Genomic DNA, 18,336 nt, shown 5'->3' on the forward strand with positions numbered 1-18,336 from the left:
GCGCTGGTCACGGCGGTGTTCGCGCTGTCCCTGAGCTACTCGGTGTCGGTCACCGCCCGCGACCAGGCCTGGGCCTACTTCGACACGGGCGCCCGCCTCTGGGAACTGGCCCTGGGCGGAATCCTGGCCCTGGTCGTCCACCGCGTGAAGCTGCCCCTGCGCCTGCGGGTGTTCCTGGGGTGGTTCGGCCTGGCCGCCCTGGTCTCCTGCGGGCTGCTCCTCTCGGTGCCCACGCTCTTCCCCGGCTACGTCGCCCTGTGGCCGACCGGCGCCGCCGTCCTGGTGATCCTCGCCGGGACCACCGGCAGTCCGCGCGGAGCCGACCGCCTGCTCACCTGGGGGCCGCTCACCGTACTCGGCAGGTTCTCCTACTCCCTCTACCTGTGGCACTGGCCGGTCCTGGTCTGCTACCTGGAGGCCACCGGGCGTTCCCTGGCCACGCCGCTCGGCGGCCTGGGCGTCTTCGGGGCGTCCCTGCTCCTGGCCTGGCTGACCCACCGCTTCGTGGAGGGGGGCCTGGACCGCTTCACCCGTCCGGTCACCCGACGTACCCCCGCGTGGTCGTCGGGTATCGCCGCGGCGCTGATCGTCCCGGTGCTGGCCGCCTCGCTGCTGTGGACCGACCGTATCGACCGGGAACGGGCCGAGCGCGCCCAGGAGCTGGCCGCCGCCGGCAGTTACCCCGGGGCCCAGGTGGTCGCCGATCCCGACCTGGCCGCGGTCCTGGCCGACGTCCCGGTCCGGCCCGACCCGGCGGACGCCCGTCAGGACCTGTCCTGGCACCACCAGGAGGGCTGCCACGTCACGCTCGCCTCGGAGGAGCTGGTGGTCTGCGACACCGGACCCGCCGACGCCGAGCGCACCATCGCCATGGTGGGCGCCTCGCGGGTCGCCCACTGGCACCCGGCCGTGCAGGCGGCCGCCGACGCCCGGGGATGGCGGCTGGTCTCCTTCACCAAGAGCGGTTGCCAGTTCAGCACCGAGACCTACCAGCGTGACGGTGCGGTCTTCGACGAGTGCGAGGTGTGGAAGGCCAAGGCGATGGCCGAGCTGGAGGAGTTGGGCCCGGACGCCGTCCTGACCTCCTCCACTCGTTCCACACTGGACACGGAGAGGGTCCACGACGGATTCCTGGAGATGTGGGAGTGGCTGGACGGGCTGGGGATCGAGGTGATCGGTCTGCGGGACCTGCCCCGGCTGACCTACAGGGGAGCGGAGTGCGTGGAGGCGGGGCCGGTCGACCAGTGCGTGTCGGCGGTCTCGGCCAGCCAGGACGAGGTGGACCCCGCCACCCTGGTCGAGCTGCCGCCCAACGTCACCCTGATGGACCTCACCGATCAGGTGTGCCCCGACGGCCACTGCAACGCGGTCGTCGGCAACATCCTGGTGTTCTGGGACCACTCACACATCACCGCGACCTATGCCCGCACGCTCGGTCCGGCGATGGAGGAGGCCCTGGCCGCGGCCACCGGCTGGTGACCCGGCCCGGCTGACGGCGAGGTGGGTTCACGTGCGTTGCGGACGCAGAAGTGTCCGGACGTGAAACAACGATGATGCGTTGGTGAACGCCGGGGGAATTGCTTCCCCTTCGGGTTTCGATTTCCCCGGTGAACAACTCCGAGGGCGCTTTGAGGAGTTAGTGTCGAAAGTGTCCGGGCCTTTCTCGATAAAGCCCGGATCTCCCCCGATTCCCGCTGCCACGCGACCCCCGTGGAGGTCCCCCTTGCGCACGCTCCGCCGAAGAGCCAAACCCCTCCTGGCGATCGGTGCCGTCCTCGGCCTGACCGTGCTCGCCCTTCCGTCCGTACTGGGGGTCCTGGCCGTACTGAGCTGGGGGGAGGCCGTGATCGCCACCGCCGTGCTCCTGCTCGGCGGGCTGGTGTGCGCGCTCGGCGCGGGCCTGTGGACGCTCCGGCGCTCGATCCGGGCCCTGGCCGCCTCCGTCGACGGTCACACCCGCAGGGTCACCGAGGTACTCGGTCAGGACCGCCTGGAGATCACCCGCTCCCTCGACGGGGTGGGCGAGCGCCTGGTTCGGATCCAGGACCACGCCCTGCCCAGGGCCAGCAGGGAGATCCAGCGGGCCGTCACCGTCCAGGGCCGACACGACTACGAGCAGCAGGTCGCCTGGTCCGAGCTGCGCGCGTACCTGGACGTCGCACCCTTCATGCCCGCGCTGCGCGGCTGGGCCGCGTCCCCGGACGTGCTGCGCCTGCTCGTCCGGCTGATCGACCGCCACCGCCCCGAACTCGTGGTGGAGTGCGGCAGCGGCGCCTCCAGCGTGTGGATCGGCTACGCGCTGCGCAGGGCGGGAACCGGCCGCCTGGTCGCGATCGAGCACGAGGAACGGTACGCGGAGCTCAGCCGGGACCTGGTCGCGGCGCACGGCCTCGACGACGTCGTGGAGGTCCGCCACGCACCGCTCACCGAGATCAAGCCCGAACTGGCCGGGGCCGAACCCGACGGTCCGGTCGAGTCCCAGCCCCTGTGGTACGACCCCTCCCGCCTGACCGACCTGGACCGTGTCGGCCTGCTGTTCGTGGACGGGCCGCCCCAGGCCACCGGCGTACAGGCCAGGTACCCGGCGGTCCCGGCGATCCTGCCGCACTGCACCGACGACGCCGTGGTCGTCCTGGACGACGCCGACCGGCCCGACGAGCGCGCGCTGGGGGACCGGTGGGTCGCCGAGTTCGGCCTGCGCCGCACTGAGGAGCCCTCGGAGAAGGGCGCCCACGTGTTCACCCGTCAGGCCCCCTGACCCGTCACCGTCCCCCACCCCGCTTCCGTTCCCGACACCGCACGGCAGCCCGCCCCCAGCCGCCGCCCGACCTCGAAGGCCACCCGATGATCACCACCGTCCTTCGGAACGCCCTGCGCGCTCGCGGCAAGGAACCGGCAGTGCTCTGCCACACCGGCACCGACACCCGGGCCGAACTGGCCGGACTGCCCACCGCACCCGCCGACGTGATCCTGGACCTGGACGCCCGGCCCCTCGGCGAACCCGTCCTCGACGACGACCGGGTGGCGGGGCTGGTGGCTGTGGTCGCGGCCACCACCACCGACCTCCACCGGGTCCTCACCGCCGCCGTCCACCTGCCCCGCGCCGTGCACGTGGTGGTGGCCCTCGTCGCCACCCCCGGCCACCAGGAGCCCCCGGTCCCGGCGGGACCGGGCATGGGCCAGTGGCGCGACCTCCAGGAGCTGCGGGTGCGCCGTGTGGGCAGCCGGGGTTGGGTGTGCGAGCTGTTCTTCCCCAACGCCACCGAGTCCGCCCCGGTCCTGGACGCGGTCCTCCACGGCACCCGTGGTCGACGCCGGGGCCCGGCCGTCACACCCCTGGTCGGCCTGAACGGCGCCGAGGCGGCCCTGTGGCGGCCCGGTGACACGGGCGCCCACGGCGTGGCGCAGGAGGGGCCGGTCCCGCTGCGCCGGGTCACCCCGGTGGGCGACCTCGCGCTGCGCGTGCACGGCGCCACGTCCCCGCCCGTGTGGACCGACGAGACCGTGCCCGTCCTGGACCGGACCACCACCGGCACCGACTCCTGGGAGGCACTGACCGGCCCGGACGGCTACGAGCAGGCGTCCCGCTCCGCGCTCCTGACCACCGACCGCCCCGACGCGGACCCCGTCCAGCGGATCGCGCCCATCGACGAGACCACCGTCAACCCCACCGGCTTCAACAAGGCCGAGAAGGGGCCCCTGGCCGACCTCACCCTGCGCGGCGACCGCGCCGTCATCGCCGACGGCCGCAGGGAGCTGGTCGCGGTCGCCCCGGACGGGACGGTCACGGACGTGGACCTGTCCCGTCTGCGCCACCTGCGCGGCGTGCGGGTGGACTGGTCCGGCCACCGCGGCCCCCACGCCGCCGTGCGCGCTGTGGCCTCCCTCGCCGCGGGTGGTGTCCCGCTGGTCAGCGGACCGGTCCCCACCTGGGCTGCGGGACTGGGCGCCCCGCTCACCGCGCTGCTCGACTCCGCGACCGACGCCGACCTGTCCGACCGGCTGGCCCGCGAGGAGCACAGCGTGCGCCTGCGCCGCGCGGCCCTGTACACCCACGGCCAGCGCTCGCGTTGGCGCGCGCTGGCGGCCGAGGCCGGGGTGCCCGTGCCCCCGGCCCCCCGGATCTCCGTCATCCTGTGCACCCGCCGCCCCGACATGGTGGGGTTCGCCCTCGCCCAGATCGCCCGGCAGCGCGGGGTGGAGGCGGAGACCGTGCTCACCCTGCACGGATTCCCGGCGTCGCTGCCCGAGGTGCGCGCGGCGATCGACGCCCACCGGTCCACCGGCCTGCCCCTGGTCGTTCACGAGGCACCCGCTGACCGGGTCTTCGGCGCCGTGCTCAACGACTCCGTCGCCCGGGCCTCCGGAGACCTCATCGCCAAGTGGGACGACGACGACTGGTACGGCCCCGAACACCTCGCCGACCTGGTTCTGGCCCGTACCTACTCCGGGGCCGAGCTGGTCGGCACCGGCCAGGACTTCGTCTTCCTCCAGGAGATCGACCTCATGGTCTGGCGCAGCCGGGAGTCCGAGACCGCCACCCGGTTCATCGCCGGGGGCACCATCCTTACCGACCGCGTGGTGCTGGAGGAGACCGGCGGGTTCCGCCCGCTGCCCCGCGCCATCGACACCCAACTGCTCATCGCCGTCACCCGGGGCGGTGGCCGCGTCCACCGCACCCACGGGCTGGGCTACGTGCTGCGCCGCACCGGCGGCGGACACACCTGGTCCGAGGACATGGCCTACTTCCTGCACAACTACGCCCGACAGTGGTCCGGCTGGCGTCCCAGCTCCCTCCTTGAGGGCGAGCCCGCTCCGCTGGGGAGCGGTGCCGCAGCCGCGAGCCCGGCCGTGACCACACAGCACACGGGGGGACACCCTTGACCAGTACCGAAGAACACACCGTCCCGGCCGTGGATCCGGTACCCGCCACGGACCCGGAGACCGTCCCCGGACAGCCGCTCCCGCGAGGCGCGGCGGACTTCGGCGACCAGCCCCGGCTGCGCCGCAACGACTACGCCCCGCTGACCCCGCCCCCGCTGGGGGAGTGGACGCCCACACTGTCGGTGAGCGTGGTGATCCCGGCGCACGGCCAGCCGGAGAAGCTCGCGCTGGTACTGGCCTCGCTGGCGGCCCAGAGCTACCCGGACCACCTCATGGAGGTCGTCGTGGTGGACGACGGGTCACCCGAACCCCTCACCCTGCCGCGGGTGCGCCCGGAGAACACCCGTCTGATCACCTCGGCGCCCGGCGGCTGGGGTTCGGCGCACGCCGTCAACACCGGGGTCGCCGCCTCCTCCGGACAGGTCGTCCTGCGCCTGGACGCCGACATGCTCGTCTATCGCGAGCACGTGGAGTCCCAGATGCGCTGGCACCACCAGATCGACTACGGGGTCGCCCTCGGCCACAAGTTGTTCGTGGACTTCGACCCGGCCGCGATGACCCCGGAGCACGTGCGCGCCGAGGTGGCCGCCGGACGCGCCGAGGCCCTCTTCGACCCGGAGACCGCCGACCCGCACTGGGTGGAACGGCTGATCAACAGGAACGACCGGCTGCGCACCGCCGGACGCCTGTCCTACAAGGTGTTCATCGGTGCCACCGGATCGCTGCACCGGACCCTGTTCGACGCGGCGGGGGGACTGGACGCCGCCCTCATCCTGGGCGGCGACACCGAGTTCGCCTACCGGGTGGCCCAGCGCGGCGCGGTCTTCGTCCCGGACCTGGACACCAGCAGCTGGCACCTGGGCCGCTCCCAGATGCAGACCCGGCGCGACGCGGGCACCCGCTATCGGATGCCGTACGTGGCCAACCGGGTGCCCGACTTCCACCTGCGGCGCAAGCTCCCCGAACGCCAGTGGGAGGTGCCGCTGGTCGACGTCGTGCTGGACGCCACGGGCCACACCCTGGAGGAGGTCGACGCCACCGCGTCGGCCCTGCTGTCCGGGACCACCCCGGACCTGCGCCTGTGGATGGTGGGGCCCTGGGACTCGCTGGACGACGGGCGGCGCTCCCCCCTCGACGAGGAGGCCCTGGACACGCGCCTGGTTCAGGAGACCTTCCGGGGCGACCCCCGAGTGCGGTTCGTGGAGACCGCCCCCGACCGCGATCCGTGCGTCACCTTCCGCCTGACCGTGGGGGCCGGGGCCGTCCCGGCCGCCGACGCCCTGCGCGACCTCGTCAAGGAGATCGACCGGGAGGGCGCCGGACTGCTCTGCGCGCCCCTGCCCGGCGCCACCCGGGGCGACGGGGTCCTGCGCCTCGAACGCGCCTCCGCCTACGCCCGTGCCCTGCACCTGGAACCGGAGGCGACCGGGACGGACCTGGACCGGGTGGTGGAGCGGACCCACGGGACGCACTGGATTCCGGGGGAGGGCTTCGTGGTCGGCACCGAGGCCGAGGACGCTCCCAAGGAGAGACCGGAGGTCATCCAGAGACGGCTGGACCGTGCCCTGGCAGAAGCCGACCGCCTCCGGGCCAGAGCGGAGCGGGCCGAACGCAAGCTGCGCTGGTTCACCCCCGGACTGACCCGGAGGATACTGCGCAAGCTGGCCCGCTAGCGGAGGCGGGCCGGGTCGCGGCCTGGGGCCGGGGGGGTTCTGTCCACGTACAGACACGCCGTGACGGTAAGTCACCGTGTGTAACCTGAGTGGCTAGGGTGGGCGGTGTGACCGGACAGGACCGGTTCGCACCTCCACCCACTCCGAACCCCGGGGTCGCCGATGATCAGCTCAGTCCTACGCCAGGCGTTGCGCACTCGCGGCGACGAAGCGGCGGTCCTCTGCCACACCGGGGACCACGCGTCGACCCTGGAGGCGCTCTCCGGCCTGCGGTTGCGCTCCGACGACCTGACGGTCGACCTCGACACGCACCCCCTCGGGGAACCGATCGAGGTCGCCGGGGTGGGCGGGGACGGCCAGCCCGAGGCGGTCGGGCTCGTCGCGGTGGTCGCAGCCAGCCTCACCGACCTGCGCCGCAGCCTCGTCACCGTCAACGCCCTGCCCCCCACCGTCCACCTGGTCGTGGTGGTCGCCGACACGCCGGGGCACCGCGGTCCCCTCGTCCCGAGTCCGCCGGGCATCGACGAGTGGAACGACCTCCTGGAGATGCGCGTCCGCCGCCTGGGCAAGCGCGGCTGGGTCTGCGAACTGTACTTTCCCAACTCCGTCGAGACCGGCCAGGCACTCGACTGCGTCCTGCACGGAACCACGGGCGGGCGGCGCGGCCGACGGGCCACACCCCTGGCGGGGGTCCACGGGACGGGCGGGGCGCGGTGGCGGCCGGGCGACGTCGCCGCCACCGGGGTCAGCGCGACCGGTCCGGTACCGCTGCGCCGGGTCTCACCCGTGGCCGACATCGTGGTCCGTGCCGCTGATGGAGAACTTCCGCCGTGGGAGGACTCCGTCGTCCCGCACCTCGACCTGCCCAGCTCCGGGGCCCGGGTCGGCGAACCCGACCCCGTCACCGCGCTGGCCCCCGTCGACGAGCAGTGCGTGAACCCCGTCGGCTTCACCAAGAAGGCGGGCGGCCCCATGGGCGACCTGTCGGCCCGCGGCGGGCGCTGCGTCCTCCGCGAGGGCGAGCGGGTACTGAGCACCGTCCCCGAGGACGGCACGCTCACCGACCTCGACATCGGCCGCGCTCGCTACCTGCGCGGCGTGCGTGTGGACTGGTCCGGGCACACGAACCCGGTCGCCGTCGTCCGGGCGGTCGTCGCCCTGGCCGCCGGAGGGGTCCCCGTGGTCAGCGGACCCGCTCCCGAGTGGGCGGCCGGGCTCGGGCCGGAGCTCACCACCGTACTCACCAGCCTGGACGCGACGGCGCTGGCCGACCCCCTCAGCCGGGAGGAGCACAGCGTCCGGCTGCGGCGCGCCGCCCTGCGTACCCACGGCCAGCTGGCCCGTTGGCGCGCCCTGGCAACCCGGGCCGGGGTGCCGATTCCGCCCGAACCCCTGGTGTCGGTGATGCTGTGCACGCGGCGGCCCGAGCTGGTGGGGTTCGCCCTCGCCCAGGTGGCCCGGCAGCGCGGGGTGCGGTTCGAGCTGGTCCTGGCCCTGCACGGGTTCTCCGCCGAGCTGCCCGAGGTCCGTGCGGCCGTGGCGGACTTCGCGGCCACCGGCAGACCGATCACCGTGCACGAGGCCCCGGCGGACCAGGTGTTCGGCGCGGTCCTCAACGACGCGGTGGACCGCACGTCCGGCAGCGTGATCGCCAAGTGGGACGACGACGACTGGTACGGACCCGAACACCTCGCCGACATGCTGATGGCGCGCACCTACGCCTGCGCCGACCTGGTCGGTGTCACCCAGGACCTCGTGTACCTGGAGGAACTCGACCTCACCGTGTGGCGGAGCTACCAGACCGAGAAGCCGTCGCCGGACGTGGTGGGCAGCACGATCGTCATCGACCGCTCCGTCCTGCGCGACGTCGGCGGGTTCCGTCCCCTGCCCAGGGCGATCGACAGCCAGCTGCTCCTGGCGGTGCGCCGCAGCAGCGGGCGGATCTATCGCACCCACGGCCTCGGCTACCTGCTGCGCCGCGCCGGGCAGGGGCACACCTGGGGCGCCGACATGGGCTACTTCCTTCGCAGGAGCACCCGGCAGTGGTCCGGGTGGCGGCCGAGCGCCCTGTTGGAGGGCGCGCCCGCCCCGCTGGGCCAGCCGGACCCGGGCCCGGCGAGGACACTGCTCCGGACCACCGAGTACACGGGAGGACAGTCGTGACCAGTGCGGACAACGTCTCGGAACGCCAGTCGGGGGAGCGGGCCGACACCCGGGTACGGGTCGGGGTGGTCCCGGAACAGGGGCAGCCCCTGGGAGGGGAGGACACCGGGCGGCTCGCGGCGTCCCCGCGACAGCCCCTGGTGTTCCGCAACGACTACGCGCGACTGGACCCGCCCCAGCTGGGGGAGTGGACGCCGACGCTGTTGGTGAGCGTGGTGATCCCGGCGCACGGTCAGCCGGAGAAACTGGCGATGGTGCTGGCCTCGCTGGCGGCGCAGAGCTACCCGGCGCACCTCATGGAGGTGGTCGTGGTGGACGACGGTTCGCCCGTGCCGCTCGCACTGCCCGAGGTGCGCCCGGAGCACACGCGCCTCATCACCTCCGACCCCGGCGGCTGGGGTTCGGCGCACGCCGTCAACACCGGGGTCGCGGACTCGTCCGGGCAGGTGGTCCTGCGCCTGGACGCGGACATGCTCGTCTACCGCGAGCACGTGGAGTCCCAGATGCGCTGGCACCACGTGGTGGACTACGCCGTGGTCATGGGCCACAAGATGTTCGTGGACTTCGACCCGTCCGCGATGACCCCGGAGCACGTCCGGGACGAGGTGGCCGCCGGCCGCGCCGAGGCGCTCTTCGACCTGGAGGGCGCCGACCCGCACTGGGTGGAGCGGTTCATCGACCGGCACGACCGACTGCGCTCGGCCCACCACGAGGCCTTCAAGGTGTTCGTCGGGGCGACCGGATCGCTGCACCGGAGCCTGTTCGACGCGGCGGGCGGCCTGGATCCGGCCATGATCCTGGGCGGGGACAGCGAGTTCGGCCACCGGGTGGCCCAACGGGGAGCCTTCTTCGTTCCGGACCTGGAGACCAGCAGCTGGCACCTGGGGCGCTCGCAGATGCAGGAGAAGAGGGACGCCGGGACCCGCTACCGGAAGCCCTACGTGGCCAACCGGGTGCCCGACTTCCACCTGCGGCGCAAGCAGCCCGAGCGCCAGTGGGAGGTGCCGCTGGTCGACGTCGTGCTGGACGCCGCGGACCGCACCCTGGAGGAAATCGACGCCACCGCCTCGGCCCTGCTCTCCGGGACGACCCCGGACCTGCGCCTGTGGATGGTGGGCCCGTGGGGCGCACTGGACGAGGAGCGCCGCTCCCCGCTGGAGGAGGACGTCCTCGACCTGAGGCTGGCCCACGAGACCTTCCGGGGCGACCCGCGCGTGCGGTTCGTCGAGAGCGAACCGAGCACGGATCCCCGCGTGCCCTACCGCCTGTACCTGGAGGCCGGCGCCGAACCGTACCCCAGGGCCCTGGCGGAGATGGTCCACGCCTGTGACACCCAGGCGGTGGGGCTGCTCTGCGCGCCCATGCCGGGCGCCCTCACGGCGGAGGAGGGGATGCTGCGCCTGGAGCGGACCGCCGCCTTCGCCCGCGCCCGCCACCTCGACCCCGAGGTGACCGGCCGGGACCTGGACCGGCTGGTGGAGGAGGTCCACGGCATCCACTGGATGCCCGCGACGGACCTGGTCCTCGCGACGGACGACGAGGAGGCCCGGCTGGAGTCCCCGGCTGCCGCGCGGCAGGAGGAGGCCGACCCACAGGACGTGGCCCTGCTCCAGGGGGAACTGGAACAGGCCCGGGCCCGAGCGGACCGCATGCGCCGCAGGGCCGAGCGGGCCGAACGCAAGCTGCGCTGGTTCACCCCGGGCCTGGTGCGCCGGGCCCTGCGCCGCATGGTGCGCTAGGTGTACTGACCATGGAGGTCGGTAACGCCGACGGGGTCAGCCGCCGAAGGAGGTGAGCGCTCCCCTGTCGTCGAACCGAGCGCCCGGCGCCCACGCGATCTCCCAGCGGTTGCCCTCCGGGTCCGCGACGTAGGCGGACCGCCCTCCCCAGGGGCGGTCCGTCGGTTCGGCCACGACCTCGGCACCCGCCCGGACGGCAGACGCGAACGCCCCGTCGACCTGTGCGCGCTCGTCCACGTTGCAGGCCAGGGTGAACCCCGACCAGCCGGTCGGGGCGGGCAGCACGCCGTCGGACGCCTCGGTGGCCAGTTCCGCCACGGGGAACAGGGACAGCAGGACACCGCCCACCAGGAACCCCGTCCACCCGTCCGAACCGGACGGCACCTCCTCCCAGCCGAGGGCCAGGTAGAACCGGCGCAGCTCCGGCAGGTCGCGGGCTCCGAGGGTGACCACGGTCAGACGCGGCGGGAGTTCGTCCATACCGCGAGGGTACGTCGCGGGGCCCTGCCTAGGGAACCCAGAGGCCGAGCGCCTCGGCGACCAGGGCGGGGCGCTCCTGACCCTCGATCTCCACAGTGTGCTCGGTGGAGACCAGGTAGCCCCTGGGGGTCGGCTTCACCTCGCCGAGCAGCACGGCGTCGCGCACCCGCGACCCCACGGTGACCGGCTGGAGGAAGCGCACCTTGTTGAGGCCGTAGTTGATGGACATCCGCGGCTTCACTGTGAGGGAGAAGACGCTCTGGGAGAAGTGCGCCAACAGCGACAGCGACAGGTAGCCGTGCGCGATGGTGGCGCCGAAGGGACCCTCGGCGGCGCGCTCGGCGTCCTGGTGGATCCACTGGTGGTCGTCGGTCGCGTCGGCGAACAGGTCGATGCGGTCCTGGGTGATGGTCAGCCAGTCGGTCCGGCCCAGGTGCTCTCCCTGGGCCGCGACGACCTCCTGGACGTCGGCGAATACGCGCACCACGCCTCCACGTGCGTCGGGGGTCCGGTGTCGGGGCCGGACGCGGTGAGCGACAGGATACCTAACGCTGTTCGGTTATGGGGTGTTGTCCGACGCCCGGTTCGAGCGCGCGTCCAGGACCAGGGTCCTCGCGGTGTACCCGGACAGGGCCACCCGGTCCACGTCGTGCCCCAGACCGCTCTCGGCGAGCGGGACCGGCACCACGCCGTCGTGCGCGCGCACCGGGGGAATCACCAGGTCACGGCCACGACTACTGGAACTCGGCATCTCCACCGGCAGGGTCGCGCCGGACAGCGAGGCCAGCGCGACCGTCGCCGCGCGGCCCACCCCGGTCACCGCCGAGGAACCGCACCACACGCCCCAGCCCGCGTCCACCGCCCGGTCCACCGCGCGCCGGGCCTCGGTCAACCCGCCCAGCCGTGCCGGGTCCACGTTCACCGCGCGCCCCGCCTCGGCCAGCACCGCCTCGCGCAGATCGTCCACCGACGACAGCGACCGGTACAGGGCCACGGGGGTGCGCAGCTCGGCCGACAGGCGCGCGTGCGCGCCCAGGTCACCGGCGGCGAACGGGTCCTCGATCGCCAACAGCCCGAGCGCGTCCAACGACCGCAGCGCGTCCAGGTCCGCGGTGGACTCCGTGTAGCGTCCGCCCGCGTCCACCTGGAGGACGAGGAACGGGAAACTCGACTGCACGGCCCGGATCACGTCGGTGTCCCAGCCCGGCTCGACCTCCAGCCGGATCCGCCGGAATCCCGCGCCGACCCTCCGGTTCACCTCCGTGACCACTGACTCCAGGGTCGCCTGCCGGGGCAGGGTCACCCCCGCGGTGAGCGCGGTGCGCTCACCGCCCAGCGCGTGCGCCAGCGGTGTGGATCGCTGGCGGCTCCACAGGTCCCAGCACGCGGTGTCCAGGGCACCGCTCAGCGCGGGGTCCCAGGGCAGGTCCGCGAAGGCGTCGGCCACCTCGGTGGGGCGGCGCCAGGTGTGGTCCAGGAGGGCGGGCGCGAAGTCGCGGACGAGCGCCTCCCACTGGTCGGCGGTGGCCCGGGACACCTCGCCCCAGCCGCTCACCTGTCCGTCGGACACCCGGACCAGCACGGGAACGGACCCGTCGGAGCCGCGCCCGGCCAGTGACGGCCGCAGCCGCACGAGTTCGAGCTCGACGATCCGGGTCACCGTTACCGCTCCGGTGTGTGTCACTACAGTCCCACCTCATGTGTTCGGGCCCCGGTCACGGGCCCCGCCATCGGAGGGGCCACCCCTCGACGGTACCCCCGCCCGTCCGGCCCGACCACCCCGTCCCGAGGCACGGATTCCGCGGCTGACCCCAGGTCGGGCGGGTTTGGTCGGGGTGCGTGGGGGTTCGTCCACCCACACTGAGGAGGGGGCCGCCCGTACGGACGACCCCCTCCCGCCAACCGCTCGCGCGACTAGGAGGCGAGCACCTCGTCGAGTTCGCGGTACTTCATCCCGTGCGCCTCGGCGACCGGAGCGTAGACCAGGTCACCCTCGAACGTGTTGAGGCCCTCGGCCAGCGAGGCGTCCTCCCGCAGCGCCTGCTTCCAGCCCTTCTCCGCCAGGGCCACCGTGTACTTCAGGGTGTCCTTGGTCAGGGCGTGGGTGGAGGTGTTCGGCACGGCGCCCGGCATGTTGGCCACGCAGTAGAACACGGTGTCGTGCACGGCGAAGGTCGGGTCGTCGTGCGTGGTCGGCCGCGAGTCCTCGAAGCAACCGCCCTGGTCGATGGCGATGTCGACCAGCACCGCACCCGGACGCATTCGCGAGACCAGCTCGTTGGAGATGAGCCTGGGGGCCTTGGCGCCCGGCACCAGGACCGCGCCGATGACCATGTCGGACTCCAGGACGGACAGCTCCAGCTCGAAGGCGTTGGAGACCACCGTCTTGACCTGGCCCCGGTACAGCGCGTCCATGTGCCTCAGCTTGTGGACGTTCAGGTCCAGCACGGTCACGTTCGCGCCCATGCCGACCGCGATCTGGGTGGCGTTGAGCCCGGACACCCCGGCGCCGATCACGGTGACGTTGGCCGGGCGCACCCCCGGAACCCCGCCCATCAGGACACCCCGGCCGCCGTTGGGGCGCTGGAGCGTCACCGAACCCACCTGCGTGGCGAGCCGCCCGGCCACCTCCGACATCGGGGCGAGCAGCGGGAGCGAACCGTCGGGCAGCTGCACGGTCTCGTAGGCGATACCGGTGACCCCGCGATCCAGCAGAGCGTCAGTGCACTCGCGGGAGGCGGCCAGGTGCAGGTACGTGAACAGGGTCTGCCCCGCACGCATGCGGTGGTACTCGTCCGGGACGGGCTCCTTGACCTTGAGGATCAGGTCGCCCGCGGCCCAGACCTCGTCGGCGGTGGGCAGGATACTGGCCCCCGCCGCGAGGTACTCCTCGTTCGTGATGGAGGAACCGGCCCCGGCGTCGTGTTCGACGAAGACCTCATGACCCCGGCGGGTCAGCTCGTGGACACCCGCAGGGGTGATCGCCACACGGTACTCGTGGTTCTTGATCTCGCGGGGCACGCCGATGCGCACGATTCCTCCAACTGGTATCGCCATTGATACCTCCCACTGTGACCTGCGAAGGCGCGTCCACGCTATCGCCAATGTGCATAGCCATCCGTAGCCATGTTGACAGGCTGTAAGCCAGATGTGTGTGGTGTGACACGGGTCTAGGGCTGATGTGCGTCAGAGAGGGTCGGGCGCCCCGCCACCCAGGTCCCGCGCACCCTCCCGGTGAGGCGCATCCCCGCGTACGGGCTCGGGTCCGAATCCGGCACCGCGAGGGTCGTCTGGTCCTCGAAGGCCACCAGGTCGGCGTCGTACCCCTCTTGGACGCGGCCCCGACCCCCCAGCCCCAGCAGCTCCGCGGGGGCCCTGGCGGTCCACCGGGCCAGGTCGGACAGGGAACGACCGCGTCTGCGCGCCGCCGTCCACAACGCGGGCAGGCTCCACTCCAGGGTGTACAGGCCGATGGCGGGCAGGTGGCCCGAACCGACGGTCAGGATCGGGGAGTCCGGCTCCAGCAGGGAGCTCCACAACGCCTTGCGGTTGGCGTCGGACCGCAGCGGGGGACGGCAGGCGTGCGCCGGAGAACCCGGGCCGGGGAACTCCGAGGGCAGGCACAGGTAGTGCGGGCAGGTGTGCGCGGTCAACCCGACCCCCACCGCACCGGCGGCGGCCAGCAGGGCGGCGCACTCGGCGGCGGTGAAGGGAGCCACGTGGGTGCGCGCCCCCACCACGCGCGCCGCCGCGATCACCCGCTCCAGACCCCGCCGCTCGGCCCGGGGCGGTCGCTGCTCCGCCGACACCGGTGGGGTGCCCAGTTCGCGGGCGTCCTCGGCGTGCATCAACAACAGGCTGTTCAGGGCGGCGATCTCCGCCATGGCCTTGCGCAACCGGGCGTCGCCCAGGGCCGCCATGTCCGGGGCGCCCCCGTCCGACAGCGACCCCTGGAAGGCCACCACCCCACCGGCGTGCAGGTCGGCCAGGTCCAGCGGGCTGGTCCCCTGCGTGACCCCGCCCAGAAAGAGCACCGACACCTCCGTCCCCGCCGCCGCCCGCTGGTGCACCTGGAGGGAGTCGGCACAGGTGATCGCGGGTCGGCCCGGGGCGGGGGAGACCACGACGCAGGTGACCCCGCCGCGCAGGGCGGACGTGCTCACGCGCTGGTAGGAGGCGGGCAGGTCCTCCCCGGGGGCGTGCACGCCGGTGCCGAGGTCGATCGCGCCGGGTAGCAGGGCGGTGTCGCCGAGGTCGACCACCTCGTGCGCGGACATCCTGGCGGAGTAGGGGCGGACCGCCTCGATTCGGCCGTCCCGCACCCCCACACTGGCCGACCTGATCCCTTCTGGGACCACCGTCCGCGTGGAACGGATGACACTGTCGAACTCGGGCATCGCCCTCCCCCTTCGTGCTCTTCTGCGTTCGTGGAACCGGGTGGCCGTGGAGGGGCACGGCGGCGAGGGGTGACGGGCACGAGGGGGCGGTCCGCGACCTCCCGTAGAGAGAACGAGCGTATCGCGAAGGCTCTCCGATGAAGGGGGAAACGTCACTTCTGGTCCGCGTCCCATTGGCCGCGAAAGGGATTTCCGGCACAAGGGGGGTGGGCGAGCGGACCCAAGTCCGACACTGTGTAGTAAACGGACTAACCTTGGTCGAGGTGTCCCTCCGCGCCAGGTCCCCGCCGGAGTCCGACGGACGGCAGTGCGGAGGCCCTCGCGCCCGGGGCGCTGACCTGCAAGTTGACCGACTCGACGACGGAGTGGCGCGTGGCTCCTCCCGCCCAGAACGACACATCCCCCAAGGAACTCCAGGACCAGGCACCCGGCACCGAGAACGCCCCCGTCTACGCCCTGATCGCCGTGCTCGTGTGCACGGTGGCCCTGGGCGCCACCCTCATCCTGGGCGGCGCGGTCTTCGCGCAGATCATCCCCGGCATGGAGCGGTTCGACTCCGGTGAGTTCGTCCGCTGGGGCATGCCCATCGCCAAGACGGTCATGGACACCGCCGCCGTCCTGACCATCGGCCTCATGCTCATGGCGGTCGTCCTCCTCGGCTCTGACAGGGGCCAGCTCTCCCCGCAGGCCGTCGGCTACGTGCGCGCCGGCACCTGGACCGCGCTGGCGTGGGTCCTCGGGGCCGTGGGCACCCTGTACTTCCAGACCGCCGAGTTCCTCGGTCGCCGCGCGGGCCAGGTGACCGTCGACGAGGTCACCGCCTTCGCCGGTTCGATCGGCTCGGGCGTCGCCCTGATGTTCGTCATCCTCATCACCACCGGCATCGCCCTGTTCGGCCGCACCATCACCACCGCCACCGGTGGCCTGTGGCTGCTGGTCGCGTCCCTGGTCGCGGTCACCCCGCCCGCGCTCACCGGTCACGCCGCCTCCTCCGGGGCGCACGAGCTCGCCGTCACCGGGCTGGCGCTGCACCTGATCTCGATCTGCGCCTGGGTGGGTGGGCTGGTCGTGGTCACCTACCACGCCATGCGCAAGGACGGGCAGGAACCGGCCGTCGCCGCCCACCGGTTCAGCCGGATGGCCCTGTGGGCCTACGTGGGCGTGGCGATCAGCGGCGCCGCGAGCGCCATGGCCCGGCTGTACTCCCTGGACGACCTGTTCGTCACGGAGTACGGCCGGATCATCCTCGTCAAGATCGCCCTGTTCGTGGTCCTGGGCTTCCTCGGCTACGCCCACCGCACCCGGGTGCTGACGCGGATCGACGCCGCGCCCGGAGGGAAGGTGGGCTACTCCTTCCGCCGCCGGAGCTTCCTGCGCCTGGCCGGGGCGGAGGTCCTGATCATGGCCGCCGTCATGGGTGTGTCCGTCGGCCTGGGCCGGACCGCGCCGCCGACACCGCCGACCGAGGGCACCCTCGACCCGGCCGCCGCGATCCTGGGCTTCGCCATCCCGCCCGCGATGAGCCTGGAGAACGTCCTCACCCTGTGGCGACCGGACCTGTTCTTCATCATGTTCGTCGCGGTCGCCGCGTTCCTGTACCTCGGAGGCGTGCGACGCCTGGTCAAGCGCGGTGACAAGTGGCCCGTCGGCCGCACCGCCGCCTTCCTCCTGGGGCTGCTGACCATCGTCGCGGTACAGCTCAGCGGGTTCGCGACCTACGCGATGATCATGTTCTCGATGCACATGATCCAGCACATGGTGCTGGCCATGGTCACCCCGATCCTCCTGGTCCTGGGCGCCCCGGTCACCCTGGCGCTGAGGGCGCTCCGGCCCGCCGAGACCCGAGGCGACCGGGGACCGCGCGAGTGGCTCAACGCGTTCCTGAACAGCCGCTTCTCCCAGATCGTGACACACCCGGCCGTCGCTGGGCCGATCTTCGTGTTCAGCCCGTACGCGCTGTACTTCACCCCGCTGTTCCCGACCCTGATGAACGACCACCTCGGTCACCTGTTCATGGGCGTGCACTTCCTGGTCTCGGGCTTCCTCTTCTACTGGGTGATCGTCGGTGTCGACCCGGCGCCCAGGAAGGTCCCGTTCCTGCTGCGCATCCTGCTCCTCCTCGTGGCGATGGGCTTCCACGCCTTCTTCGGCATCGCGATCATGGAGCAGGCCACCCCGATGGCCATGCAGTACTACGGGCAGTTCGACATCCCGTGGATGACCGACCAGGCCGCCGACCAGTACGCGGGCGGAGGCATCGCCTGGGCGTTGGGGGAGATCCCCACGGTCATGGTGATGCTGGCGCTGGTGGTGCAGTGGTCGCGTGACGACGAGCGCCAGGAGCGCCGCCGTGAGCGGCACAGCCGCCGCGGTGGTTCCGACGACGCCGACATGGACGACTACAACGCCTACCTGGCCGAGCTGGACCGCCGTTCGCGAGCGGCGGCGGGAGGGGCTTCTTCGGGTGGGGCGCCTGCGGGTGCGGCGCCTGTTGGTAAGGGCGGCAAGGAGGTCCCGGCTGGTGAGGGCCCCGCTGGTGAGGGCCCCGCTGGTGAGGGTCCAGCTGGTGAGGCCCCGGAAAGTAGCGCCAAGGACTGATCAGCCGCAGGTGGAGTAAGTAGGTGGAAGGGGGCGTGCCCGAGAGGGTGCGCCCCCTCTTTGCTGCCCGTGGCACCACTGGTGCTCCGGCTGGGGTTGGGCGCCGTTGGTCGCTCTACGGGTTGGGGTTGCTGTTTGCTGTGGGGTTCTGCGGTTGTGGTTGCTGTCCCGCGAGGGTTCTACGGCTTGGGGTGCTGTGGCGCAGCCTTTCTACGGCCAACCCGTTTTTCCCATTAGCTAAAGGTAGTCTCGTGCGGGTTCAACCGTACCCCTTGGGGTTTCTCGGTTTATTCAGGGCGGGGACGGCGCATGGTGCTGTGCCCGCACCGCACTTGGCGGTCGTGCTGTTGAGTGGCGCGACTGGCAATTCAGGGCCAAGTACGGACACGGGCCACCCCCCAG

Annotated in this window: 12 protein-coding genes; 7 read left to right on the top strand and 5 right to left on the bottom strand. The window is 72.5% G+C overall.

Annotated features, from left to right (window positions below):
* From D452_RS0109235 to D452_RS0109260, 6 genes are all read left to right on the top strand, one after another.
* Positions 1-1,479: acyltransferase family protein (locus tag D452_RS0109235; protein ID WP_017543866.1), on the top strand; the 1,479-nt coding region annotated here is incomplete at its 5' end.
* A gap of 244 nt (positions 1,480-1,723) precedes the next feature.
* The gene (locus tag D452_RS0109240; RefSeq protein ID WP_017543867.1) at positions 1,724-2,758 is read left to right on the top strand and encodes a class I SAM-dependent methyltransferase; all 1,035 of its coding nucleotides are present in this window, start codon (positions 1,724-1,726) and stop codon (positions 2,756-2,758) included.
* An 86-nt stretch (positions 2,759-2,844) separates the two neighbouring features.
* Positions 2,845-4,884: a glycosyl transferase family 2 gene (locus tag D452_RS0109245; RefSeq protein ID WP_026129126.1), complete on the top strand. Its 2,040-nt coding sequence runs from the start codon at positions 2,845-2,847 to the stop codon at positions 4,882-4,884.
* A complete protein-coding gene (locus D452_RS0109250) occupies positions 4,881-6,557 on the top strand; it encodes a glycosyltransferase (RefSeq protein WP_017543868.1) in 1,677 nt (558 codons plus the stop codon). The genes D452_RS0109245 and D452_RS0109250 overlap by 4 nt, the downstream gene beginning before the upstream one ends.
* A gap of 162 nt (positions 6,558-6,719) precedes the next feature.
* Positions 6,720-8,720: a glycosyltransferase family A protein gene (locus D452_RS0109255; RefSeq protein ID WP_026129127.1), complete on the top strand. Its 2,001-nt coding sequence runs from the start codon at positions 6,720-6,722 to the stop codon at positions 8,718-8,720.
* Positions 8,717-10,459 (top strand): glycosyltransferase, encoded by a 1,743-nt coding sequence (locus D452_RS0109260; RefSeq protein WP_017543869.1) that lies wholly within the window; start codon positions 8,717-8,719, stop codon positions 10,457-10,459. Before D452_RS0109255 ends, D452_RS0109260 begins: the two co-directional genes overlap by 4 nt.
* 36 nt (positions 10,460-10,495) lie before the next feature.
* On the opposite strand, the gene D452_RS0109265 is transcribed toward D452_RS0109260, so the two are convergent.
* The 5 genes from D452_RS0109265 to D452_RS0109285 form a co-directional block, all read right to left on the bottom strand.
* Positions 10,496-10,939, bottom strand: coding sequence for a VOC family protein (locus D452_RS0109265; protein WP_017543870.1), 444 nt, complete (start codon positions 10,937-10,939; stop codon positions 10,496-10,498).
* Positions 10,940-10,967: 28 nt separating this feature from the next.
* Positions 10,968-11,423: a MaoC family dehydratase gene (locus D452_RS0109270; RefSeq protein WP_026129128.1), complete on the bottom strand. Its 456-nt coding sequence runs from the start codon at positions 11,421-11,423 to the stop codon at positions 10,968-10,970.
* Between the two features lie 75 nt (positions 11,424-11,498).
* Positions 11,499-12,623, bottom strand: coding sequence for an enolase C-terminal domain-like protein (locus tag D452_RS0109275; protein ID WP_026129129.1), 1,125 nt, complete (start codon positions 12,621-12,623; stop codon positions 11,499-11,501).
* A gap of 230 nt (positions 12,624-12,853) precedes the next feature.
* Complete coding sequence (gene ald, locus D452_RS0109280; protein WP_017543873.1) at positions 12,854-13,972, bottom strand: alanine dehydrogenase; 1,119 nt, start codon at positions 13,970-13,972, stop codon at positions 12,854-12,856.
* 137 nt (positions 13,973-14,109) lie between these two features.
* Positions 14,110-15,336, bottom strand: a complete 1,227-nt coding sequence (locus tag D452_RS0109285) for an amidohydrolase family protein (protein WP_017543874.1) — start codon at positions 15,334-15,336, stop codon at positions 14,110-14,112.
* Between the two features lie 372 nt (positions 15,337-15,708).
* Between D452_RS0109285 and D452_RS0109290 the strand changes: the two genes are divergently transcribed.
* Positions 15,709-17,934 carry a cytochrome c oxidase assembly protein gene (locus D452_RS0109290; protein WP_017543875.1) on the top strand — a complete coding sequence of 742 codons (2,226 nt, stop codon included), beginning with the start codon at positions 15,709-15,711 and terminating at the stop codon, positions 17,932-17,934.
* The last annotated feature ends 402 nt before the right edge of the window (positions 17,935-18,336 follow it).

Origin of the sequence: Nocardiopsis prasina DSM 43845, assembly GCF_000341265.1 — a bacterium.
GTDB classification, from domain to species: domain Bacteria; phylum Actinomycetota; class Actinomycetes; order Streptosporangiales; family Streptosporangiaceae; genus Nocardiopsis; species Nocardiopsis prasina.